The organism is Halomonas sp. TG39a (assembly GCF_000744395.1).
GTDB lineage: Bacteria > Pseudomonadota > Gammaproteobacteria > Pseudomonadales > Halomonadaceae > Vreelandella > Vreelandella ventosae_B.
Genome location: NZ_JQLV01000001.1, coordinates 812,228 through 835,669, shown reverse-complemented (window position 1 = coordinate 835,669; position 23,442 = coordinate 812,228). Strand labels below are relative to the sequence as shown.

22 protein-coding genes are annotated in these 23,442 nt (G+C 53.8%); 7 read left to right on the top strand and 15 right to left on the bottom strand.

Annotation, left to right across the window (positions count from 1 at the left end; translation table 11 throughout):
• Window positions 1–121: 121 nt before the first annotated feature.
• From U738_RS03635 to U738_RS03620, 4 genes are all read right to left on the bottom strand, one after another.
• Window positions 122–508, bottom strand: coding sequence for a hypothetical protein (locus U738_RS03635; RefSeq protein WP_035577416.1), 387 nt, complete (start codon window positions 506–508; stop codon window positions 122–124).
• Window positions 509–760: 252 nt separating this feature from the next.
• Window positions 761–1,090, bottom strand: coding sequence for a four-helix bundle copper-binding protein (locus U738_RS03630; protein WP_035577415.1), 330 nt, complete (start codon window positions 1,088–1,090; stop codon window positions 761–763).
• 144 nt (window positions 1,091–1,234) lie between these two features.
• Entirely contained in the window at window positions 1,235–1,705 is a 471-nt protein-coding gene (locus U738_RS03625; protein ID WP_035577413.1) for a GFA family protein, read from the bottom strand.
• 175 nt (window positions 1,706–1,880) lie between these two features.
• Window positions 1,881–2,840 carry a LysR family transcriptional regulator gene (locus tag U738_RS03620; RefSeq protein ID WP_035577411.1) on the bottom strand — a complete coding sequence of 320 codons (960 nt, stop codon included), beginning with the start codon at window positions 2,838–2,840 and terminating at the stop codon, window positions 1,881–1,883.
• Window positions 2,841–2,949: 109 nt separating this feature from the next.
• On the opposite strand from U738_RS03620, the gene U738_RS03615 reads away from it, so the two are divergent.
• Window positions 2,950–3,891: a sodium-dependent bicarbonate transport family permease gene (locus U738_RS03615; protein WP_035577409.1), complete on the top strand. Its 942-nt coding sequence runs from the start codon at window positions 2,950–2,952 to the stop codon at window positions 3,889–3,891.
• A 48-nt stretch (window positions 3,892–3,939) separates the two neighbouring features.
• On the opposite strand, the gene U738_RS03610 is transcribed toward U738_RS03615, so the two are convergent.
• From U738_RS03610 to U738_RS03595, 4 genes are all read right to left on the bottom strand, one after another.
• Window positions 3,940–5,580: an aminotransferase class V-fold PLP-dependent enzyme gene (locus tag U738_RS03610; protein ID WP_035577407.1), complete on the bottom strand. Its 1,641-nt coding sequence runs from the start codon at window positions 5,578–5,580 to the stop codon at window positions 3,940–3,942.
• Between the two features lie 4 nt (window positions 5,581–5,584).
• The gene (locus U738_RS03605) at window positions 5,585–6,052 is read right to left on the bottom strand and encodes an Lrp/AsnC family transcriptional regulator (RefSeq protein WP_197671946.1); all 468 of its coding nucleotides are present in this window, start codon (window positions 6,050–6,052) and stop codon (window positions 5,585–5,587) included.
• A gap of 323 nt (window positions 6,053–6,375) precedes the next feature.
• A complete protein-coding gene (locus tag U738_RS03600; RefSeq protein WP_035577405.1) occupies window positions 6,376–9,561 on the bottom strand; it encodes an efflux RND transporter permease subunit in 3,186 nt (1,061 codons plus the stop codon).
• A gap of 6 nt (window positions 9,562–9,567) precedes the next feature.
• Window positions 9,568–10,764 carry an efflux RND transporter periplasmic adaptor subunit gene (locus tag U738_RS03595; RefSeq protein WP_035577402.1) on the bottom strand — a complete coding sequence of 399 codons (1,197 nt, stop codon included), beginning with the start codon at window positions 10,762–10,764 and terminating at the stop codon, window positions 9,568–9,570.
• 397 nt (window positions 10,765–11,161) lie between these two features.
• Here U738_RS03595 and U738_RS03590 point away from each other — a divergent pair, with 397 nt between their 5' ends.
• Together U738_RS03590 and U738_RS03585 are read left to right on the top strand one after the other, a co-directional pair.
• Complete coding sequence (locus U738_RS03590; protein ID WP_035577401.1) at window positions 11,162–12,121, top strand: AraC family transcriptional regulator; 960 nt, start codon at window positions 11,162–11,164, stop codon at window positions 12,119–12,121.
• Between the two features lie 443 nt (window positions 12,122–12,564).
• Complete coding sequence (locus tag U738_RS03585) at window positions 12,565–13,131, top strand: manganese efflux pump MntP (RefSeq protein ID WP_035577399.1); 567 nt, start codon at window positions 12,565–12,567, stop codon at window positions 13,129–13,131.
• A gap of 192 nt (window positions 13,132–13,323) precedes the next feature.
• On the opposite strand, the gene U738_RS03580 is transcribed toward U738_RS03585, so the two are convergent.
• The gene (locus U738_RS03580; protein WP_035577397.1) at window positions 13,324–14,259 is read right to left on the bottom strand and encodes an AraC family transcriptional regulator; all 936 of its coding nucleotides are present in this window, start codon (window positions 14,257–14,259) and stop codon (window positions 13,324–13,326) included.
• A 112-nt stretch (window positions 14,260–14,371) separates the two neighbouring features.
• On the opposite strand from U738_RS03580, the gene U738_RS03575 reads away from it, so the two are divergent.
• Window positions 14,372–15,592 (top strand): MFS transporter, encoded by a 1,221-nt coding sequence (locus U738_RS03575; protein WP_035577395.1) that lies wholly within the window; start codon window positions 14,372–14,374, stop codon window positions 15,590–15,592.
• Between the two features lie 112 nt (window positions 15,593–15,704).
• On the opposite strand, the gene U738_RS03570 is transcribed toward U738_RS03575, so the two are convergent.
• Window positions 15,705–16,058, bottom strand: coding sequence for a MerR family transcriptional regulator (locus U738_RS03570; RefSeq protein WP_035577392.1), 354 nt, complete (start codon window positions 16,056–16,058; stop codon window positions 15,705–15,707).
• An 80-nt stretch (window positions 16,059–16,138) separates the two neighbouring features.
• On the opposite strand from U738_RS03570, the gene U738_RS03565 reads away from it, so the two are divergent.
• On the top strand, window positions 16,139–16,954 hold the full coding sequence (locus tag U738_RS03565) for an aminotransferase class IV family protein (RefSeq protein ID WP_035577389.1): 816 nt from the start codon (window positions 16,139–16,141) through the stop codon (window positions 16,952–16,954).
• Between the two features lie 160 nt (window positions 16,955–17,114).
• Here the strand turns inward: U738_RS03565 and U738_RS03560 are convergent, their stop codons facing one another.
• Both U738_RS03560 and U738_RS03555 read right to left on the bottom strand, forming a co-directional pair.
• A complete protein-coding gene (locus tag U738_RS03560) occupies window positions 17,115–17,657 on the bottom strand; it encodes a YdeI/OmpD-associated family protein (protein ID WP_035577387.1) in 543 nt (180 codons plus the stop codon).
• A gap of 147 nt (window positions 17,658–17,804) precedes the next feature.
• Window positions 17,805–18,569, bottom strand: a complete 765-nt coding sequence (locus U738_RS03555; RefSeq protein WP_035577384.1) for an SDR family oxidoreductase — start codon at window positions 18,567–18,569, stop codon at window positions 17,805–17,807.
• A 460-nt stretch (window positions 18,570–19,029) separates the two neighbouring features.
• Here U738_RS03555 and U738_RS03550 point away from each other — a divergent pair, with 460 nt between their 5' ends.
• Together U738_RS03550 and U738_RS23550 are read left to right on the top strand one after the other, a co-directional pair.
• Entirely contained in the window at window positions 19,030–20,682 is a 1,653-nt protein-coding gene (locus U738_RS03550) for a sodium:solute symporter family protein (protein WP_035577382.1), read from the top strand.
• Between the two features lie 85 nt (window positions 20,683–20,767).
• Entirely contained in the window at window positions 20,768–20,899 is a 132-nt protein-coding gene (locus U738_RS23550; RefSeq protein ID WP_222425819.1) for a putative transporter small subunit, read from the top strand.
• A gap of 139 nt (window positions 20,900–21,038) precedes the next feature.
• On the opposite strand, the gene U738_RS03545 is transcribed toward U738_RS23550, so the two are convergent.
• The 3 genes from U738_RS03545 to U738_RS03535 form a co-directional block, all read right to left on the bottom strand.
• Window positions 21,039–21,722 (bottom strand): DUF899 domain-containing protein, encoded by a 684-nt coding sequence (locus U738_RS03545; RefSeq protein WP_035577380.1) that lies wholly within the window; start codon window positions 21,720–21,722, stop codon window positions 21,039–21,041.
• A gap of 81 nt (window positions 21,723–21,803) precedes the next feature.
• Complete coding sequence (locus tag U738_RS03540) at window positions 21,804–22,619, bottom strand: glutathione S-transferase family protein (protein WP_081899032.1); 816 nt, start codon at window positions 22,617–22,619, stop codon at window positions 21,804–21,806.
• Entirely contained in the window at window positions 22,606–23,409 is an 804-nt protein-coding gene (locus U738_RS03535; RefSeq protein WP_231896739.1) for an aminoglycoside adenylyltransferase family protein, read from the bottom strand. The genes U738_RS03540 and U738_RS03535 overlap by 14 nt, the downstream gene beginning before the upstream one ends.
• Between the last annotated feature and the right edge of the window lie 33 nt (window positions 23,410–23,442).

Genomic DNA, 23,442 nt, shown 5'->3' with positions numbered 1-23,442 from the left:
TGTTGATGAAGGCTTTTTTCTGAAGATAGTGTCTGCAATGTCGGTACGACTCTATTTTATCCTGTGCTTGTGAGGAGCTGCGTCAATAGAGACAGCGCAGCCCCAAAGCCTTAGGCAAGGATTAACTAGCCGTTTTGCGTTTGATATGGTCAATGACTAGGCCATGCTCATGTTGAGGGCTAAACATCACGATATCCGTATCTTCTTCCGCCCGAACGCTATGCCCAGGAGGCCAGTAAAACATGTCGCCTTCTCGAGAAGTTTCCTCTGTGTGATCGGAATACAACGCGGTAATCGAGCCTTTTACTACATAACCCCAGTGCGGGCTTTGACAACTATCCCCTTCCAGGCCGTGCAACAAATCGGTGATATCAGTACCGTTGCCAAATGAGAAATACTCAGCACCCATCTTCCCAAACCCCGTTACATCACCAAAATCCTTTTGTTGTCGGGCGACTGCTCCGGGTAAGTCTATCTGGACTGGAATGTCTTCTTTTGCAATATGCATAGCACGCCCTCCTTTTCGAGGTATAGGGCCAATTGGCCCATAAAAAGTGTAGCCGAGTGGAGGTTAAAAGCCATACGGGCGCAGTTATTCCAGAATTTCTGGTGCCTCCTCCTGCACTAAAGTTTTATCCAGGGCAGCGACAGAATACGCCGTCAGAGCAAACAGCTACCGCCAATAAAAAAGCCAGCCTCCTGTGTGCATAGGAAGCTGGCTAGCTCAGTTAAGGTAGTTAACTTTCTGTTTTTAAATATATTAGGCAGCCATAGCAGTGCATTCATCAGCGCAATGCAGACACGCTTTGGCACACTCTTGACAATGCTTGGCGTCGTGCTTGAAGCACTCATCACCGCAAGCCTTGCAAATATCAGCACATATCCGGCAGATATCTTTGGCGTATTCACTACCCTGTGCCATGAATGACGCCGCTAAACGGCATATTTGAGCACATTGGCGATCTAGACGAACGCACTCGGCCATCATTTTTGCATCATCTTCCTTTAAGCAGGCAGTGGCGCAAGATTCACAATAAACCGCACAGATATTGCACGCTTCGATACACGACTTATATTTTTCAAATTCCATCTTCCTAACCTCCTTTTATACAACGAATGCACAACCTGTCACCTGAACATCAGTTACAAGTTGCACTCTGAGCTCCCTGCGGAGCTCGTATAGAAGGTTAGTACAGATACCTTATGAAACAAGCGGGCCCCCCTCCCTCTAGCCCTAGCGTTCCAACCCCAGGCGCTGGTGCCACTCAGCAAGGCTTTCATCCGGGTACTCATCAAAGCATTTGTCTTGGAACTGCGCATTTACCTCCACCCAATCCGCCCTGCTTCCCAACATCATGTGTGTTCGCTTGGGTGGTGTCGGCAGTGGTGTATCGATTGCTGATGCGAAAGGGTGCACAAGCTCGGGCCAGTCGGGATCGTAAACCCATAGCGACGTGGCGCAATGCTTGCAAAAATGCCGCTCGCCCGTGCTTTGCACGCCATCGATGATCGCTCGATAGACCGAGATGTGCTCATCGCCACTCACATTTAGGGTTTTACTATCACCGCTGAGGTTGATGGCATAGCCGCCACCGCCCGCCGTTTTACGGCAAATAGAGCAGTAACAACGGTTGAATGGATAGGGATGCTGAGACCTTACATTGAACGTCACGGCCTGGCAGTGACATGATCCTTTGAGCAGCATAGTTACCTCCGTTTGCAGCGGTTACTCAACATGAGTATCGAAGCGCGACTGCATGAACCACGTGCGGTCTTCAGCTCTCTTTTAAGTTCTTTTTAAGCTCTCTCTTAACATTTTAGCGCATAGGTTATCCGGCGCCTTCAACGGGAAAGATTGACGCTGTTGGCAAGTCAGCGTGTCAGCGCTCATCCTTTAAGGCTTGCAACAGTTCAGCCACGGCCAATTCGCCTTCGGGTTCGTCAAACGCTTGAGCCAGCGAGCCTTGCACAAAGCTCAAAAAGCGATAGGCGGCGGGCGGTAAGCGACGCTCCCGACGCACCACAAAGTGCCAGCGGCTTTTCAGCGGAAAATCCTGCAAGGGCAGCTCTTGAACACCTTTAGGGGAGTCCGCAACCACATGTCGCGACAGCACTGCCAACCCCATTCCCGATGCCACTGCAAGCCGGATCGCCTCGTTGCTGGCGATCTGCTGAGTGGAGCGCAGCTCAATACCCGCACTGTATAACCAGGCATCAAAGGTATGCCGGGTCGCGGATCCCGGTTCGCGCAGTAGGAATCGCTCATTTTTGAGAGACGCCATGGTGAGGCCCTCCATGCCTGCCCAACGGCAATCCGTCGGCCCCACGACGACCAGCGGGTTGCTCAGAAAAGGCGCAGCGAGCACCGCGTCATCGCTGGGCGGGTGGCTAAAGACATAGATATCGTCTTCGTGACGCTCAAAGCGATTAAGCATCTGCTGACGGTTACCGATCTCCACCGTGACGTCTACCTGCGGGTTAGCCTGGCTAAAGGGCCCTAAAAGACGGGGCAGCACGTACTGGGCTGTGTTGACCAGGCCAATACTAAAATGGCCGCGGCCACCCCGGTTGTATTCGCCCAGATACTGGCTAAACACATCGGCACGGCTGAGTAAGTCCTGGCTTAGCTGATAGAGCGCTTGTCCGACTTCAGTGGGCACCACGCGACCATCCTCCTGGCGCACAATGGGTTCACCGACAATTTCCCGCAGCCGTTTCAACTGCTGAGACACCGTAGGTTGAGTCAGGTGGAGCCGATTCGCGGTGGCGGTAATCGAGCCTGTGCGTACCACGTCGGCATAAACCTGCAGCAGGCGGAAGGTCAGTTGTCGTACTTTCATCCTTTACACCATAGATAATTATCTATGACTGTATAAAGTTTATTTGTTTTCATCAATCTCTTTAGGTCGCTAAAGTAGCCGCTTTAAAACCCTGTAAAGGAGATCTTCCGTGCCGGATATTGTGGTCATGTTCTTTGTGCTAGGTGTGGTGGCCGGTGTGGTGCGCTCCGATCTCAGCATTCCCAAAGCCGCTTACGACATACTAAGCCTACTGCTGATGCTCACCATCGGCCTTAAAGGCGGCATGGCGTTGCACGGCAGCTTGAGCCTTTCACTGCTTATCGAGTTGGCCGGTGTCACATTATTGGGGATCATTATTCCGCTGGTTATCTTTCCGGTCGGCCGCTACCTAGTACGGTTGTCTATTGCCGACAGCGCCAGTCTCGCGGCCCACTATGGCTCGGTGAGTGCCGGTACTTTTGCTGTTGCACTAGCGTATACCGAAGCGCATAACCTGGTGACCGGCGGGCAAGTCACCCTTTACCTGGTGTTGCTGGAGCTTCCAGCCATTATGCTGGGGCTGATGATTTACCGGCGTTTTAGCCGTAATGGCACAACCAGCTCGGCCGCGGGCCTATGGCACGAAACCCTGACCAATCGCGGCGTTATTCTACTGGTAGGCGGTGTTCTGATTGGCTGGCTTTACGGCCCGAATGCAGGCGAATCGGTGACTGGCCTATATACCCACGCCTTCAAGGGTATATTGGCGCTGTTTCTGCTGGAGATGGGTCTGGTCGCGGCAGAGACACTGCGCAGCCTGCGCTGGGGACACAGCCGCCTAATCATCTTTGCTATGGCAGCGCCCATTGCGCTCTCCTGCTTAGGTTTGATGATGGCGTACTGGCTTGGGCTACCCGCAGGCTCCGCGGTTATTCTGGCGAGTCTTACTGCCAGCGCGTCATACATTGCCGCGCCTGTGGCCATTCGTGCCGCGATTCCAGACGCCAACATTGGCCTTGCCATGCTGGCGTCACTGGGGCTCACCTTCCCCTTCAATGTGCTAATTGGCATTCCGCTCTATCATCAACTTTGGGGATGGCTGGCGGGGTGAGCCACCGCGAGAATAATCTGTTGATTCTCATCAGAGAAACAATTCTCGTTAATGGCAATATAGTGCATCAGCCTGGTCTGCTTCATGGGGCCACCAGAACCAGCGAACGGGTACGTCGTCATCGTGACGGCTGGCGGGTAAAGGAAGGACTTTCGCCTGTTCGACCAACGCAAGCGCTCGGGCAAAACAATCCACGGATTCCTGCGTCTCGGCTGGTTCTGTTAAAGCGTCCTGATGCAAAAGCGTATCCAACAGTTGTGGTGTCACTGGCGCCTCAGGCTGAGTAGGCCGTTTCTGATACTGAGCGACCCAGACACCGGTGGCTTCATCGACTGAATATAATTTCAGCAATACCGGCGCATAACGGGCAATAAACTCGACTGCAGATATTATATAGTTAGCCGTCTCATTACTAAAAAAGAAGTTAAATCCGAGCCTTACCCAGCCTGGGCGATATATGCTTCTACCCTTTTGGACTAAAGCTTCATGCTCTGCTGCGGTCTCACTATCAATGGCGAGCAGTTCATGACCATAAGGCCCTGCACAGGAACACCCCCCTCTCGCCTGAATACCAAACAGGTCATTCAACATGGCAACCACCAGATTATGATGAATAGCCTTGCCACCGGCAGTAATGTTGAAAGAAAAAATCGCCAGCCTGGGCACATCAAGGGCCCCCAGCAGACGCACGTTAGCGACTTTTTGCCAGCGTGCCACGGCCATCGCTACCAGCGCTTGCTCGCGTGACTCAATCGCCTCGACCCCAACGCTTTCCTTAATACGAAACGCCAGCCCGGCTCGAATATCACCCAGGATATTCGGTGTTCCCGCCTCCTCCCGGCGCTCAACATCGCGCACATAACGGTGATGGGTCGCCGTCACATAGGAGACTGTGCCGCCCCCGGCTATGGATGGCTTGGCATTGCGGCACAGGGCTTTTCGAATCACCAATACGCCGGAACTGCCCGGCCCGCCAACAAACTTATGGGGCGATAGGAAGATGGCATCCAGGTGATCATCGTGGCCGCTGCCTGCCATATTGATCTTCACATAGGGCCCGCTCGCCGCATAGTCGAAGATAGCCAAGCCGCCGTATTGATGCGCTAGCCTTGCCACTTGGTGCACCGGTGTCAAAATGCCCGTTACGTTGGAAGCGGCCGAAAACGCTACCACTTTGACATCCCGTTGAGCATAGGCCTGCAACTCCTGTTCAAGCACCATGAGATCAGGGAGGCCATGGCCGCCAAGCGGAATGCGTACCACGTCCACATCGCACTCTCGCCACATCAGGTCATTGGAGTGATGCTCGTAGGGGCCAACAAACACCACGGGCTTGGCCGCTTGCGAAGTCCTCTGCTCAGGCGTCAACTCAAGGATCCGACAGCAGCGATCTATCGCCGCTGTCGCCCCGGCGCCAGCAAAAATAACCGCATATTCGTGATTGGCACCGACCGATTCCGCGACAGCCTGGCGGGCGGCTTCGCGCAGCCGCGTGGTCATCTTGCCGGTGTAAGAGGTTTCGGTATGGGTGTTGGCGTAGAGAGGCAGCACTTCTTTCTGAATTGCGCGCTCCACTATCTCCAGCGCCCTTCCCGATGCCGTGTAATCGGCATAGAGCAAGGGGCATGCGCCAAACGGGCCAGGGATCAAACGCCCTTCACCAATCACCCCGCTCTGCAGGCACTGCATCCACTCATGAGAGATCGCCGAGGGGGAGCTCGTTGGTTTTCTTGACTTGTTCCATTGAGAAGCACGATGTGACATTACTAAGCTCTATTCTCGCAATAAGCCTTTTATAAAAGGCGTCATAAGACTGGTTATCACGCGTAATGACCTTGAGTAAGTAGTCGTACTCACCTGCCAGGCGATTCACCTCTACAATTTCAGGAAATGCCTGTACGGTTTCCTGAAATGCATTAAGCCAAGCCTGATTATGTTTATCCGTTTTAACCATCACAAACACGGTGAGTCCAAGATTCAACTTTTCAGGGTTCAATACGGCAATTCTTTTTTCAATGACGCCGTCTTTTTCCAGTCTTTGTATTCGCCGCCAGCATGGCGTAACAGAGAGTCCAATCCCCTCTGCGAGCTGTGCTATAGAAAGAGTATCATCGCGCTGCAGCTGTTCAAGAATTTTCAAATCGAAACGATCAATAAGCAATTTATTTCCCCATGGCGAGCTTATTGAGCATTTTTTTCTAAAACAAGCGTTTTATCAAGGGATAAATGAAATATTTTTTCATGCCCCATAGCGTTTTTCTCAACACCACGTTAAATTTTTAAAGCGCACCATTAAGCGGGCACTCCAAAAGTAATTTTCAAAAAAATAAGCACATTAAAATATGCATAAAACTAAACACTAGAATTTGAGATTTACTTATCCAACCCGCCATCAGGCAGCCGTTTAACCGGAAAGGGGAAACCCACTGCCCAATTGATTAGTGAAAGAGGAGCAGTGGATTTTTATAGCAGAACTAAACGTTTTTAACCATGGCTACCTTCAGGCAAATTACCCTGATCGGCGTCTAAAGAAGTGCTGTGATGGCTGACCAGTGGGCCTGACAACTTGCGCAGCGCCACGTAGAACACCGGCGTGAGGAATAGGCCGAACAGGGTGACGCCGATCATGCCGGCAAACACCGCAGTTCCCAGCGCTGCCCGCACCTCGGCGCCTGCGCCAGTGGCCACTACCGAAGGTAACACCGCCGCCGTGAAGGCAATCGAGGTCATGATGATCGGCCGCAGCCGCAGTCGGCAGGCTTCCAGGGCCGCTTCCACTACGCCCTTGCCCTGCAGTTCCAGCTCACGGGCGAATTCCACGATCAGGATGGCGTTCTTGCACGCCAAGCCAATCAGCACCACCAGCCCCACCTGCACGAAGATGTTGTTGTCACCCCCACCAAACCAGACACCAATCAACGCCGCCAGCATCGACATGGGCACAATCAGAATCACCGCCAGCGGTAGCGTCCAGCTCTCGTAGAGGGCCGCTAACACCAGAAATACCAGCAGAATCGACAGCGGGAAGACCACCAGCGCCGCATTCCCCTGAGTGGATTGCTGGTAGCTCAGGTCAGTCCACTCCAGCGCCATGCCCGGCGGCAGCACCTCTTCCGCCAGAGCGTTGATGGCGTCCATCGCCTGGGCGGAAGAAAGCACGCGGGGGTCAAATTCGCCGGCTAGGTCTGCTGCTGGGTAGCCGTTGTAGCGCAGCACCGGGTCTGGTCCAAAGGTTTGCGTGATGTTCACCATCGTGCCGATAGGCACCATTTCTCCCTGGTCGTTGCGGGTGCGCAGGCGGGCGATATCTTCCACGCTGCTCCGGTAGGGAGCGTCCGCCTGGGCGATCACCTGCCAAGTGCGCCCAAAGCGATTGAAGTCATTCACATAGGTCGAGCCAAGATAGGTCTGCAGAGTGTCGAACAGCTCGGTCAACGGCACGCCCTGAGCCTTGGCCCTCAGCCTATCCACCTCGGCATCCAGCTGCGGCACGTTGGATTGATAGCTGCTGATCGGAAAGCCCATTCCCGGTGTTTGCGAAATAGCCCCCTGGAGCTGGTTCACCGCCTGCTGCAGCGCCCCATAGCCAAGATTGCCGCGATCCTCGATGAACAGCTGGAAGCCCGACCCATTGCCTAGCCCCAGAATCGGCGGTGGCATGAAGGAGAATGCGAAGCCTTCTTTCAGGCCGCCAATGCCCTGATTAATGCGGGCGTTTATCTCCGCTGCGCTAAGGCTGCGCTCACCAAAGGCGCTGAGGGTAAGAAAGGCCACCCCGGTGTTGGAGGTATTGGTGAACTGCAGCGCGTTCAGGCCGGGAAAGGCAATGGCGTGCTCCACGCCCTCGGTCTCCATGGCGATGTCCACGACGTCCTGAAGCATCTGGTCGGTTCTCTCCAGCGACGCGCCTTCCGGCAGAATGACGCCCGCGATCAGATAAAGCTTGTCCTGCACTGGAATAAAGCCGGGTGGCACCGCCTTGAACATCACGCCGGTGCCCAGCAACAACAGCGCGTAGACCACAAACACCGCGCCACGATGCTTCAGGGAGCGAGCCACGCCGCCCTGGTATTTGTTGGAGCTGGCGTTAAAGAAACGGTTGAAAGGACGGAAAATCCAGCCGAACAGCTTATCGATCACTCGGGTGAGGCGATCTTTGGGCGCGTCATGGGGCTTGAGTAGCATCGCTGCCAACGCAGGCGATAGGGTCAGCGAGTTGATGGTGGAGATCACCGTGGAGATGGCAATCGTCACCGCAAACTGGCTATAGAATTGACCGGTCACCCCCGAGAGAAAGGCCATGGGGATAAACACCGCACACAGAACCAGCCCCACCGCGATGATAGGCCCGGAGACTTCTCTCATGGCCTGATGGGCGGCGGCCTGAGGTTTTAGGCCCTCCTCAATGTTCCGCTCCACGTTTTCCACCACCACGATGGCGTCGTCCACCACGATACCGATGGCCAACACCAGGCCAAACAGGGTCAGCGTGTTAATGGAATAACCCAGTAGGTAGAGCGCGCCAAAGGTGCCTATCACCGAGACCGGTACCGCAAGCAATGGGATGATGGAAGCACGCCAGGTCTGCAGGAACAGCGTGACCACCAACACCACCAGCAGCACGGCTTCAAGTAAGGTGGCTATCACTGACTTTATAGAGTCATTAACAAAGATCGTAGTGTCGTAGACGGCTTCGTACTCAACACCTTCCGGGAACTGCTCAGACAGTTCCTCCATGGTGGCTATCACCTGCTCTCGGATATCCAGCGCATTGGCACCCGGTGCCTGGAATATTCCCACCCCCACCGCGTTGTTGCCGTCCAACTGCGAGCGCAGCGTATAGTCCCCGGCGCCCATTTCCAGCCGAGCCACATCCGCAAGCCTGAGTATCTCGCCGCTGTCGCCGCGGCTCAGCACGATGTCACCAAACTCTTCCACCGTTTCAAGCCGCCCACGGGCGTTAATCAGGGTGAGAAAATCACTATCCGCGATGGGTTCGGCTCCCAACTGCCCAGCGGACACCTGGACGTTCTGCTCTCGCATAGCCCCCACCACATCGCTGGCCGTTAGGCCGCGGGCAGCGATCCGATCGGGATCCAGCCATGCTCGCATGGCGTAGTCACCTCCGCCGAAGATTTGCGCATCCCCAATCCCTTCGAGCCGGGCCAGGCGGTCACGAACATTCAGCCGCACATAGTTACGTAGGTAGAGAGTGTCGTATTCACCACTGGGAGAAGTCAGGTGAACGACCATCAGAAACGTCGGTGACTGTTTCTGGGTGGTGACGCCTTGGCGGCGTACAGCTTCCGGCAACCGAGCCTCTGCCTGGCTAACGCGGTTCTGTACGCGAACAGCAGCCTGCTCAGCATCGGTACCGGGACGGAAGGTGATGGTCATTTGCAGTACGCCATCAGAACCCGCAACAGACTTGAGGTACATCATGTCCTCGACGCCATTGATGGCTTCTTCCAGCGGCGTCGCTACCGTCTCGGCGATCTCCTTCGGGTTGGCACCAGGGTAGACCGTGCGCACCACAACCGAGGGAGGAACCACGTCGGGGTACTCGCTGATCGGCAGGTTGGGAATAGAGATCAGCCCCACCGCAAGAATAATGATCGACAGCACCGCCGCAAAAATCGGTCGGTCAACGAAGAAACGGGAGAAATTCATGACGGTTTACTCCTCCCTGGCCGCAATGGTGGGCTGGTCGTCGGAAATAGGGCCATCAGCCGCCGGGGCGGCCGCTACGCTTTGCGGGCTCACTTCCATTCCGGGGAAGAACACTTTTTGCACACCATTGACGATCACTCGATCACCCGCTTGAAGCCCGTCGGTGATAACGGTTCGTTCTGCCACCTGCCGCCCTGTGGTCACCTGGCGCTGCTCTGCCAGGTTATTCTCATTGACGACATAGACGTAGCGGCGATCCTGATTAGTCAGCACTGCCTTACGGTCGACCAGTAATGCTTGCTCTAAACGAGCGACCGGCATTTCGACCCGTGCAAACTCTCCAGGCCGAATGCGACCCTCCGGGTTGGCCAGCACCGCCCGGAATTGCAGAGTGCCCGTGTTGGGGTTTAAACGGTTGTCGATAAAGTCCAGGGTGCCCGTGTACTGCCGCTGCGGGTCGCCGCCCAGCTCGATGGTCAGGCTATCCGTCGCGTCAACGGTCAATAGTGTCTGACTGGCAAACGCGGCCTGCTCATCTGCCTCAAAGTAAACGTGTACCGGATCAATGCTTACCAGCGTGGTCAGCAGGCTCTGATCGGCATTGGCCAGATTACCCCGGGTCACCATGGCCCGGCCGACGCGGCCACCGACCGGTGCGGTAATGCGGGTGTACTCAAGGTCGAGCTCGGCGGTATCTAACGCCGCTTGGGCGGCATCTACCATAGCGCGTGCGTTGTTTAGCGCCGATTGACGCTGATCATGTACTTCTTGAGAAATGGCCTGACGCCCCAGCAACACCCGGGCACGCTCGGCTTCACTGCCAGCCTGAGCCAGCTGGCTCCTGGCTTGGGCAAGATCCGCTTGAGCGGCACCTATACGCGCCTGATAAGGGCGCTGGTCGATCAGGAACAGCAGGTCTCCTTGCTCTACCAGTTCGCCCTCTTCAAAGGCCACTTCTTGGATATAGCCGCTAACCCGGGCTCTTAACTCCACCGTTTCTGCGGCTTCTACCCGCCCGGTGAATGACTCGCTCAGCACCACCGGCTGCGCTTCGATTTCCGCTACGTCAACCTCTGGTGGCGGCGAAGGCGCTGCCGCTTCCTCGCTTTTGGCTTCACAGCCGGCTAGTAAGACCGTTATTAGCAAAAACGGGATCACCGCTCGGCTGCTTGCAAAGCGGGCTCTTTGAGACAAACTTCCCATGATGACTTGCTCCCCTGGCTACCGGCATCCGGTAGCGGCGTTCGTTATATAGATGGGTAACGCGTTGGTAGTTATGTAGTCGGTTGAGCAGCGCCAGATTCGACCAGAGACCAAGCACCGACCGGATATCAGCTAACATAGGTGAAGGGGGCGTGGGAGAGGTATCGGGTTCCTGCGGGAAGATTGCCTAATTCTGTCGTGGCGGGTAAAAGCTTAAATAAGAGGGTGAGGCGAGATAACGACCTATTTCGGTGCATAGGCACGATGACAACGTGATGACACTTGGTGCGAATTGTCGGTTTCTACGGGGTGCTTGCCTGATTCTGCAAAACCAGCCGAAAAACCTTCGATTCCTCAAGCGAGGGCATATACTGCAAACTGTTAAGGAGGAGAGCCCGTGACCGTTATCGCACCTGAACAGATCACCCAATTCAGCGACAGCCTGCCGCAGCAATTGAGCCAAGTCGTCCGCCGCTGGTCGCCCCTTGAAGCACTTCAGGACACGGCGATTGCCGAAGTTCAATTGGTGCGCACTGACGCCCCTTCCAGTTTTCACTGCGCCGTCTATGAACCGTGCCTGTGCTTTGTCATTCAAGGCAGCAAGACTGTGTTACTAGGTGACAAAGAGATCGTATACACCGGCCCCAGCTACATGGCGAGCGCCGTTCACTTGCCAGTGGTAGGCAGGATTGACCATGCCTCCCCAGAAAAACCCTTTCTGGCGGTAAAAGTCTCTGTGGATCCTCAGGAAGTAGCGGGGCTGATACTGGAACTGGGTGATAAGGCACCGCTCTCGGGGAGTGATGCTATCTGTTCCGAGATGGACTGCGGATTAAAGTCGGCTCCCATGGATGCCCGTATGCAGGGCGCACTCTTTCGCTTATTAAGCCTGCTCGACTCCCCGGAAGATATTAAGGTGCTTTCGCCCTTGGCCCGGCGGGAACTGATCTACCGGGCATTAATGGGCGCATTGGGGCCACATATGCGCCGGTTTGCCGCCTCGGACTCCCAGGCTAATCGGATTGCGCAGGTTATCTACACCCTTAAAGAGCACTTTGCCCAGCCGCTTAAGATCCGTGAGCTGGCAGATGCAGCCAACATGAGCGAATCGACGCTTTATCACAGTTTCCGTCAAGTCACTCGCATGTCGCCCCTGCAGTACCAGAAGAAACTTCGCTTGCATGAGGCCCGGCGACTAATGCTGGCCGAAGGACTGGAAGCGGCCACCGCCAGCTATCGTGTGGGTTACGAAAGCCCTTCACACTTCAGCCGCGAATATAGCCGCATGTTCGGCGCGCCACCTCGCGCTGACGTCATTCAACTGCGGGCAGCGGGAACAGCTCCGCAGACTGCATGACTTCCAGTGTGATCGGCCTCTGGTTTTCCCGATGATTCTGATAAATGGCTATTTAGTCTTTTATAACTTCAAGCTACTTAATCTTGAATCACTGCAACTAAATCACCAACAACAATAACGCTATAGATAACTATAAATCTTTAACCTTAAAAGCACATCACAACGTCATCAAACATGACGAACACAATAGGTTCACATCTTTATCAAAAGTCACACAAGTATATTAAAAGCAAACAAAATCAGCTAACACACACATTGTTAGCCAAGGCTATGATAGTTCACTATTACAAACTTTATTTTTAAAGCTCTGTCTTGTTTGTTTAATAAATCGTGGTAGGATTCATCGCTATTGAATACCCGACTCTTACACTCAAGCATAGTATTACTACTCTGCCACTGGGTAAATGTGCGCGGTACTTTTCCAGCGAGCGAGTTCACACTCCATGACACCGATTACCCTGCTGTTTCTGGCCGTATCCATGTCGGCGGATGCCTTCGCCGCCTCCATCAGCAAAGGCGCCGAGCTGCAAAAGCCACGGTATCGTCACGCCATCAGTATTGGCCTGGTCTTTGGTGTGATCGAAGCCATTACCCCAGTACTCGGCTGGGTAGCGGGCAAGGCATCCCAGCAGTATGTGCAAGCCTGGGATCACTGGGTGGCCTTTACCCTGCTGACGCTTATCGGCCTTCACATGATGCATGCCGGGCTCAAAAAGGAAGACAAGATAGAGCATCGCAAACAGACGCTCTGGTTATTGGTGTTGACCGCCACGGCAACCAGCATTGATGCCATGGCCGTGGGCGCCAGCCTCGCCTTTGTCGATGCCAATATAATCGCCACCAGCCTAGCTATCGGCCTCGCTACTACGGTAATGGCCTCTATAGGCACTTTTCTGGGCAATAAGCTTGGCAAGTTTGTCGGTCACTGGGCAGAACTTATCGGCGGTATTGTGCTAATCGGAATTGGCTTAGCAGTACTGGCCGAGCACACGGCTTTTTTTAATGCTTAACCAGCAATTTATAACCGTTCCCCCTTTTAAACCTGGAAGTCCGACTTAATCAACATAAGCGCCAAAAGGGTGACACCACTTACTGCGGCGGCCATATTTATACCTTGCGTAAACGCAGACTGTGCTTGCTCAAGTATCTCATCGGAAAGCCGTTCAGCAACTTCACCGGGTGTTGAAGCAAAACTTTAACCGTCACAAGATCTCTGCTTCACGTGCTTCACTCGGCGGGTGTCCAATAATGCGTTTGAACGCGCGACTGAATGAAGCTTCGGAGTCATAGCCAAGCCGGTTCGCGGCCACGGCGATGCGCATATTGTCCCGGGCTATCCACTGTCGAGCCTGAAACATCTTTACCCGCGCCACATACTTGGCGGGAGTCACACCTAACATCCGGCTGAACTTATCGTTAAAGCTTGAGCGCGAAGCCCCCATGACATCCGCTAACTCGGCGACTGACCAATCGCGCTCCGGTTGTGTATGGATGGCTGCCAGCACCTTGCCTAGCTGTGGGCAGCGCACGGCGGCAATCCAACCGCTGGAGTCGTCACTGCAGGCACACTCAATCCAAGCGCGAATAATACTGGCGGCCAGCACATCGGCCAAACGGGCAAGTATGCCGCAGGCACCGATCCGATCCAGGCTAATTTCTCGCTCCATTGCCTCCAGTAAAGCAGGTACCGATGGGTCACGTTTAGCCAAATCGCTAGCGCGCATCATGTCAGGCATCATCGCGATCAGTGGATGTAGTGGGTCGAGGTTGAAGTGCATGGCGCCACAGAAAAGCACATCCGGCTCAATATCGCCCTCTTTGGTTCCACTGTTCACCAGATAAATATTTTCAGAGACCGGCCTGCGAGCCAACGTAGCCTTACCCACTGCAGGCACGTCCTGCGAGCTGGCCATGACGTGGGAAGCTCCGCGCGGAAAGAGCACCGCATCGCCAGCGTTCAGGTATGTCCACTCGGTTGTCTCGGTACGCAACCAGCACCCGCCTTGCGCCACAAAATGAAAATGTGCTGCTGGCTGGGCAGGGGTTGCGACGGCCCAAGGGGGGCGCAGCAGGCATCGTCCATACTCCACACCCTCAAGGCGCAGGCCGAGCAGAATTTCAGTTAAGGTGTCGCGCATATTAATGAACTCGGTTTGGACAAATAGTCATGCTTTACGTTTTTTATATCATAAAAAAGCCAAAACCTTAACTTTACACTGCAGCTTCAACTAACACTTTAGTAGGCCTGCAATGAACAACACTACTTGCTCCGCCAGCCCGTCATTACTAACAGCAACACCCACCGCTGAACCTACCTCAGCCAATTGGATGGGCATTGTCAGCCTCGCGCTGGGGGTTTTTGGTTTAGTGACTGCCGAATTTTTACCGGCCAGCCTGCTGACGGCCATGGCAGCGGATCTCAACATCTCCGTTGGCGCCGCGGGCCAAGCCGTCACGGCTACTGCTGCAGTGGCTGCGCTTGCCGCGCTAACAATCCCACTCCTGACCCGCAATTTTGATCGTAGGTTTGTGCTGCTTGGTTTATCGCTGCTGCTCGTCATTTCCAACGCGTTGGCAGCGACGGCGAATAGCTTTTTTGTTTTAATTTTTGCTCGAGTACTGCTGGGAATTGCCTTGGGAGGGTTCTGGTCGATGGCCGCTGCTCTGGCAATGCGCATGGTGCCCGACAATCTGTTTGCACGCGCCATGTCTATTGTTCTGACCGGCGTATCTGTCGCTACCGTTTGTGCAGCGCCTCTGGGCGCCTATATCGGTGGTCTCTGGGGGTGGCGAAGTGCGTTTATTGCCGCTGGTTTCCTTAGTCTGATAACGCTCGTGACTCAGCTTTTCACCATTCCCGCTATGCCGCCAAAAGACAATCCAAGCCTGCGCATTCTCTTCCAACTGCTTAAACGCACGCAGGTTCGCGTTGTGCTGCTAGCCGTAGTGCTGATGATTTCAGGCCATTTTGCCGGATTTACCTATATACGACCGCTCCTTGAAGAGGTGGCGCAGCTATCCGTCAGTGCAATCTCTGCGGTACTGCTCGGCTTTGGTATTGGTGGTTTTTTTGGCAATTTCGCCGGTGCATTTATCGCAGAACGTAGCGAGCGCAACGCCATTATCTTTGGTGGGGCACTCATTATTGCGATCACCATTACGCTACTGTTCGCGGGTAGTCTGGCCAGCGTTACTGCTGTATCTATCGCATTGTGGGGGTTTGCTTTCGGCGCATTTCCCATCGGATTTCAAGCCTGGATTGTTCGCGCCGCACCTGATCAGGTTGAAGCTGCGGGGGGCTTGATAGTTGCCGCCTTTCAGGTTGCTATCGCCAGTGGCGCCATAGGCGGTGGTATATTAGTGGATTACCTCGGCGCTTTAGGTGGCCCTCTATTAGCCCTGATCACTACCAGCCTGGGAACATTGCTTGTGTTGTCATTTGGGCCACGCACACAACGCCCAGCCTGGTAGAAGGAGAGCCGGGGTGAGTGAAACTCCCGGCTCTTCTGTTGACTAGCCCTCCAAGCGAGTACGCAATGGCTTAAGCGTTACATGCCCCTTGGAATTTCCGCTGTCCACCGTTTCATTGCCGCTCTATATCGAACAGAAAACTTTCTAAAATGGCACGGCTTTGGGCCAGTTTGGCTGCTTTCTGGTCGGCAAACTCAATTTGTTCGTGCAAGACATTGCGTAGTTCGTCACAGGGCTCGAAGACTGGGCCCTCCCCTCTCACACACGGTAGGAATTGCTTGATGGTTGCCAGAGTCATGCCTGCTGAACCGAGCAGTTTGATCCGCTCGACAGTACGGATCTCACCCTGCCCATAATGACGATAGCCATTGGCGGCGCGCGTTGGCTTAAGTAGGCCTTCCGCTTCATAGTAGCGCAGCATGCGAATGCTGACTTCGGTGCGTTTAGCCAGTTCTCCTATTTTCATTTCACTCTATTGACTCTTACAGCGCTGTTAGGGTTTAGGGTAGTGGCTCCTCACTGCAAATTCAATCAGGAGTCAATGCCATGTCCACTAACGCCAGCAATTTTCAGGCCCATATTAATGGGCAACCAGCCACTCTTTCAGAGCTGATCCCCCTAGCCTTTGCAGGGTTTGCCCATTTCACGGCCATGCAGGTACGAGATCGAGAGGTCAAAGGGCTAGATCTTCATCTTGCCCGTCTGCAGAAAGCGTCAAAAGAGTTTTTTGGAAAGATGCTTCCCGAAGAGCAGCTAATCTCCTACATCAAAACAGCTATTGATGAAGGCCCGAAAGACCAGTCATTAACGGTTACTCTCTTCTCCCGTCACGGTGAATTCACCGCGGCCAGCATGGATGCAGAGCCAGACGTACTCGTCCGTAGCAGCGCAGCGGCTAATGGCCCTAAAGGGCCGTTGAGGCTGAGTAAGGTAGATCACGAGCGACCTCTGGCTTCTATTAAGCACGTTGGTGAGGCGGGCAAAACTTACTATCTACATCAAGCTCTGCGCCAGGGCTTCGACGATGCAGCCTTTGTCGACCGCCATGGGCGATTGAGCGAGGCAACCATCTGGAACCTTGTTTTTTGGGACGGGGAGACGGTTATCTGGCCCCAGGCGACAATGTTGCAGGGCACCATGATGAGCATCGTCCAACGCCAACTGAACCGCCTTGGTATTGCCCAACGCCATGAGGAGATCACCATTGTTCGTCTTTCGGAACTGTCCGGTGCCGCGGTGATGAATTCATGGACACCCGGGATCGCAGTCACTGCCATTGCTACCACTGTTTTTGAAGAAGCAACACCACTCATCAGTTTGCTCCATAAAGCCTATCAGGCTGAGCCCAACAGTGTGTTGTAGGAGCCTACTTTGACTGCTTTTTAAATTATCGGAATGAAAGTTTGGAGCCGCGGCAATGCTCTAAGGAAGGGCATTGATTAGGCCGATTTTGGCGGCGGCTCATCACTTACAAGTCTTCCATATAGCGCGGAATCTGAACGGCAATGCAGAGGCTACAGCGCTAGTCGGCCGCTTTAGCTTTAGGTGGGCTAAACGCTTTACTGTAATAGCCAGATGGATCGAAGCAGCAAACGCGGCGCTTTCCAGAAGCAAGCATGTCGCAAGCATCGAGAATCCGCTTCGCTCGAGTCTTGGACTGCTTGGCGGACGTAATCCAATGAATCCAGTCCAGGCGAGCAATCGTCGTGGTATCGCTCCAAACGGCTTGAGCTTCTGGAGACTCTGCAAGGGCATCCTGCAAATCAGCGGGCACCTCGGGTTCAGGCTCCTGCTCTACAGGCGTAATCTCAAAGGTGACATCGTCGCCACTGTTAACGCCTGCCGATTCAAGCAGCTCTTTACTTACCCGCAACCAATGGCTCAATTGGCCGTCCGGTTCAAGAGTAGCCTGGAAGGCATAAGTATTGAGAGTGCCCTCTACCGTTGTCCTGCCTCGCCGTGGGAGCTTCTCACTCACGCTTTTGGGCAGCACGACAAAAGCCCATGAATTATCGCTATCCTGCTTGGCGGGACGAAGAAGCGTTGCTTTAAACTGAGATGTCATAGCTCTTTGTATCCTATGTTTAGTGTGGCAATTAACAGTACTCCAATCAAAAGGGGCAGCCCCTCCTTCAGAACGGGCTGCCTGTGGCATGCTGCTGCATAGCTCAAGGCCCCTAATCCTGATTATAGTCAGAGTGAGGCCCTATATTCAGACGCGATTTATTGATACTCCACCATCTGCCAATAGTGCCGTTCCGGTCGTAAAGCTGGATGCATCTGAAGCCAGGTAGAGGGCGGATTGAGCAATCTCTTCAGGCTTTGCCGTCCGCTTCATTGCATGCAGGCTGGCTACGAACGCTAACGCTTCGGGAGTGTTGGCAAACTCCCTGGCTGCAGCGGTATCCGTTCCCCCCGGCAGTAACGCATTCACCCGAATGTTATCAGGGCCATACTCGCAGGCGAGCACCTGCGTCAACCCTATTAGTCCCGCTTTACTGGCCGCATAAGCCGCCATGCCAGGCATTCCGGCGCTATAGCCAACAAATGTTGAAGTGAAAATTAACGAGCCACCGCCAGCCGACCGCATGGCAGGCAGTTGATACTTAGCTGCCAGAAAAGCGCTTGTTAAATTAGTCGTGATTACCTGATTCCAATCAGCCAATGACATCTCGGGCACCGGCCCCATCGCGCCTAAAATGCCTGCGTTGTTAAACGCAACGTCCAGTTGACCAAACCGCGCGAGTGTCTCGTCAACAAGCTTTTTGGCGAAAGACTCATCACCTACGTCGCCAGCAACCGCTAACGCTTGGCCACCCTCCTCTTTTATAGCGCTGACCAGCACCTCCAGCTCTGACTCTCTTCTGGCCGCTACCACGACAGTAGCTCCCTCCCTAGCGAAAAGCCGGGCAGTCGCTCTGCCAATACCTGCGCTGGCACCAGTAACAATGGCGACTTTATTTTCGAGTGCATTCATCTTTGTAATCTCCATCATTGTTCACAGATAGGGAAACCTCCCCATCAACAGCGAGGATCATAAGAAGCCGCTTACCTGGCGCCGACCCGAAACTTGCTACATTTCGCTGGTACATTAGTGCTGAACATGCCTGAAGCCTTTTAAGCGCACGGCGCACCCGATTCCCGGTGCAGCGGGTATTCACCTGTACTGTTCACGCTTAAGGGCGTAGGGTAGCCCTCCGGATCGACTCCCCCAGCGCTTTGTTGCGATTCACTGTGGAAATCCATCTGCCTCCCTATTTAAGGCGTTTCCAACGCCTGACACTTGCACGACCTGATCGCCAACCGCGATCTCATCTCGCTACAGACATACCTAGAAAGATGTTCTGTTTTTTGCTTACGTCCTGTCGCGGCCACTCCTTCAAGGGAACTGTGGTTGCTATTTAGGATGCTAGGGCTGCAAAGCCTATGGGTATTCAATGAACGAAGAAAATTTCTATCAATTCTCGACCGTGACTGTGCTCGCCTTGTTGGCGTTTTTTTACGGCGGCACTTACCTGCTGACCCTGCTGATTAAGAAGAAAAAGGAAAATACCGACGCCTTTATGGTGTCTAATCACCAGATCGGCTTTGGCCTTGGCGCTGCCAGCATGACCGCCACCTGGATCTGGGCAGCCTCGTTCTACGGCGCTGCTACCTCGGGCTATACCTACGGCATTTCCGGCCCTTTGCATTACGGGCTGTGGGGTGCGCTGATGATTCTGTTCATCTACCCCTTTGGCCGCCGCTTTCGCAAACTGGCGCCCAATGCTCACACCCTGGGCGAGCTTATCCATGCCCGGCACGGCTCTTCCAGCCAGTTGATTCTCGCCTCCTCCAACATTCTGGGTAGCATCATCAGTCTGATGGTGAACTTCACGGCTTCCGGCGCGCTGGTCTCGGTGCTTTCACCACTCTCGTTCCAGGCCGGTGTGGTGATTGCCGGGGTCGGGGTGCTCTCCTATACGCTGTGGTCAGGTTTCCGCGCCTCGGTGCTGACGGATTTCGCCCAGCTAATGGCGATGATGGCCGTGGCCATCCTGATTATTCCAGCGGTGATGTTCGCCCTCGGCGGCCCAGAAACGCTGTCAGATGGCATGAGTCTTCTTACGCCAGAACAAGCCAACCTGTTCTCGATGGACGCGATCCTCAATCAGGGTGCGCCCTTCTTTGTAGCGGTGCTGGCCTACGCCATTGGCAACCAGACTATTTCCCAGCGCCTATTCGCCGTGCGTGAAGACCATATAAAACCAACCTTCATCACCGCGACCATTGGTTACGGTGCCATTGTCATTGGCCTTGGCATGATCGGCTTGATGGCATTGATGACCGGCATGGAGCCCATCGATGGCGACATGAACAACCTGATCCCGCAGATGGTTTCGATGTACCTCTCGCCGGTGTTTATCGCGCTGTTCTTTATCCTGGTAATCGGTTCGCTCTCTTCTACCGCCGACTCGGATCTTTCCGCCATGTCAGCGATTGTGATGGCCGATGTATATGGCAAGAACATTGCTAAAAACAAACCTAATCCCACCAAGATGCTGTTTATCGGCAGGCTGACCATGGTCGTCGCAACGCTGATCGGGGTGATTCTCGCCAGCTTCTCGATGGATATTCTGATCATGCTGGTCTTCGTTGGCGCACTTTGGGGGGCGATTGTGTTTCCGGTCATCGCCAGCTGTTTCTGGGATCGAGTCACCAATACGGCCTTCACCTCTGCGGTCATCGCGGGGCTGGTGATGTTCTGCGTCGCACGCTTTGAGCTGCTGCCCTTGGTCGGCGTGGTCGGAGGGCTATTCGAATTACTCGCTGCCGTAGGTGGTGGTGTGGTGCTCGGTCTGATGGCCTTCGGCTTCTGTGGGCGCCGGGTCGGTGTGATCTTCGGCGCACTCAGCGCCATCGTGCTGGCCTACTTCAGCATTGGCTTCCTGCGCGACTACACAGTGCTGCTGGCGTCACTGATGGCCTACGGCGTTAGCACGGCTGTCTGCATCGCGGTCAGCCTGATGAGCTCGAGCAAGTTCGACTTCTCACAGATCGATCAGAAAGTGATCAACTACGATCCGGCCAAGCCTGCTGCTCAGGCCTAAGCCCTGTGCGAGCTCTTTGAAATAAGCCGAAATCACTTCATCAACTGGTGCGCCATTACGCACCAGCGAGACAATAGGAGAGCATATGCAAACCTTTATATTGGCATTATATGTACTGATCTGGCCGCTGATCTCACTTGTCATCTTGGCGGTAATTGGCATTGCTACCGTCAAAGATATTCGCGTGGCTAAGCGCGAGAAGCGTGAGCTGGTTTGAAACAACGGTTAATAGATGGACAGTAACAGTGTCAATTGGAAGGAAGCGGGACGCGGCAAAGGATTGCCGTGGTTGTAGCCACCTTTAACGAGAATGGCCTGACCAACCGCGCCTGCCCTTTTGGCGAGCGCCAGTATTCTTAAACATCATACTCGTCATGGCGGCGGTTCCATTCATATGGCTTGGTCTGAGGCCAGCCGTCTGGAGAGTCTTCCCACGTTTCCTGGCGACCATAAGGTGTTAAATCCAGGTACGTCCAGAAGCTACCTAAATATTCGACCCCACGCGCCCCGGTAAAATAGGTGCGATATATGTCGTTTCCGTCGCGGAGAAACACACTGGCTCCATGCCTTTCTCCATCCGCTGTCGTCACCCCAAAATCATAGTTAAAGTCACTCTCAAACGACGAGTACCAGGGAATCGTCCAACCCATACGCGTTTTGTACTGGTTGATTTTCTCTAGAGGAGCCCGTGAAACCATTACCAGCGAAGTATCACGAGCATGTAAATGAGCCGGGTGAGTCATGGCATCGGCAACCCACGAGCACCCGTCACACCCCGCTTTCCAATCAGGCGCGTACATAAAATGATAAACAATGAGCTGCCGACGCCCACCGAACAATTCAAGGAAGGATATGGGGCCTTCGTCGCCATGGAATTCGTAGTTTTTTGCTACTTTCACCATGGGTAGCTTTCTACGCTCCGCACTCAAAGCATCGCGTGCTCGGGTCAGCGCTTTCTCTTTTATAAGAAGCTGATCCAGCGCTAATTTCCACTCTTCTGAAGATACGATACTTGGCAGCGGCTGTTTAGTGGTTGCCATTACCTCACTCTCCTATGTGTTTCATGAGCGACTTCGAGTCGCACCAGCACTAACTATCTTCACCAAGACGGTAAGGGCTACTTACACGGCCAAACGGCGATTGTATGCATCAAGGCATTTATGCCACGCAGGCCGATCATGGCAGCGCGTTAAGTAGGCCGTCACATTAGGGAACATATCTAGAAGGTTTGTATGCTGTACCTGACTTAATGCAGCAACCATCAAAATGTCTGGATAGGTGAACTGGTCGCCAAGCAAATAATGCTTGCCGATGAGCACATCATTGATGACCTCAAGATAGTTCTTAGCCATCTCTACGAGCGCTGGACGTCGCAATTTTGCCCACTCTGCATCTGCTTCAAATAAGTCAATCACCGCAATTTGGGTCATGGGTGGTTCAACTGTATCCAGCGCAGCAAATGTCCATTGCAGGGCTTTGATGCGCTCTGGTTCGCTCGTTGGCAGAAGTCTTCCTGATTGCTCCGCCAAGTAGATAACAATGGCGCCTGATTCAAAAATAATCACGCCGTTATGATCGATAGCTGGCACTTTACCAAATGGGTTGATTGCCAAATAATCAGCGCCATGTAGTTCCCCAGCAACGTCATCGAGCCCATGAACCTGATGAGGCAATTCGCACTCTTCCAGCGCCCACAGCACACGTAAATCCCTTGTAATCCCAATTACCTGTGACGTTACTTTTCCAAATCCATACATAGTAATCATCATCAATTCCCTCACGAAAGCTGCTGCCCCAAAACTGGGCTGCACTCGAATGGTCAAACTATTACCTAGTCGTTCGAGAGTGAGCGAAATCGACAAGCTCCGATGTATTTTCTTGTTGGCAATATCTGCCATAACCGGCACGATGAGTGAGCTGTTTTCAGCAATATTCATTCTGATCGTCAGAACCTTCTCGCTGCCAGGTACCAAGACACGCCTCAATAGATTTTCGCAGACAGCAGGTGAGCGCTTTGAACTCCCACTGCTTCTCGTCCCAGCGATCCTCAATATTTCCGAGGTAACCTTGCTTAGCGTAGTCCAATAAAGCTGCGTGTTCCTTTGCTAGTTGGCCTTTTGCCCATTCAGCCGCGACATCTTTTGAAGCAATTTCACCCGTTGCTGCCGTTAGCCACATGCGAGACAAGGTTAAGACCACATTGCGTTCATCACCTGCTGTCTCTGACAGCAACGTAGGCAAGGAATCACGAATCGCTCTTTGGATATCAGCCATTGGCACTGGCTCAAGCACCTCAGCGGCATTGATCCCATATAGCGGCAGGCTATTATCGACCACTTTTTTCAGAACAATCGCTAGGTCAGGATCATAGGCTGGTTTCGGGATGTGCCCTGCCTCGAATTCATCCCGCAACCACTCACCGTATATAAGTTCCGCACGAGGCGGAAACCGCCAGGGCACAACATCAGAGACTGTGATAACCGTCAGCTCTATTGGCCTGGTAGCTTGTGCATTTCCAATCGTCCCAGAGACCTTCATTAGCTGGGCAATGAGGGCTTCCCTCTGCTTATGGGTTGGCGAATCATTAACAACCACCAGAATATCGACATCGCTATTACGCTTTAAGCCACCGGTAACAGCAGAACCAAATAGATAAATACCCACAATCGACTCACCATGCACGTCTTCAACGATGGACTGCGCTTGTCTTGCTTCGTCTGGAACCACGGGATACACCACTTTTGCTGGTATTTAGCTTCC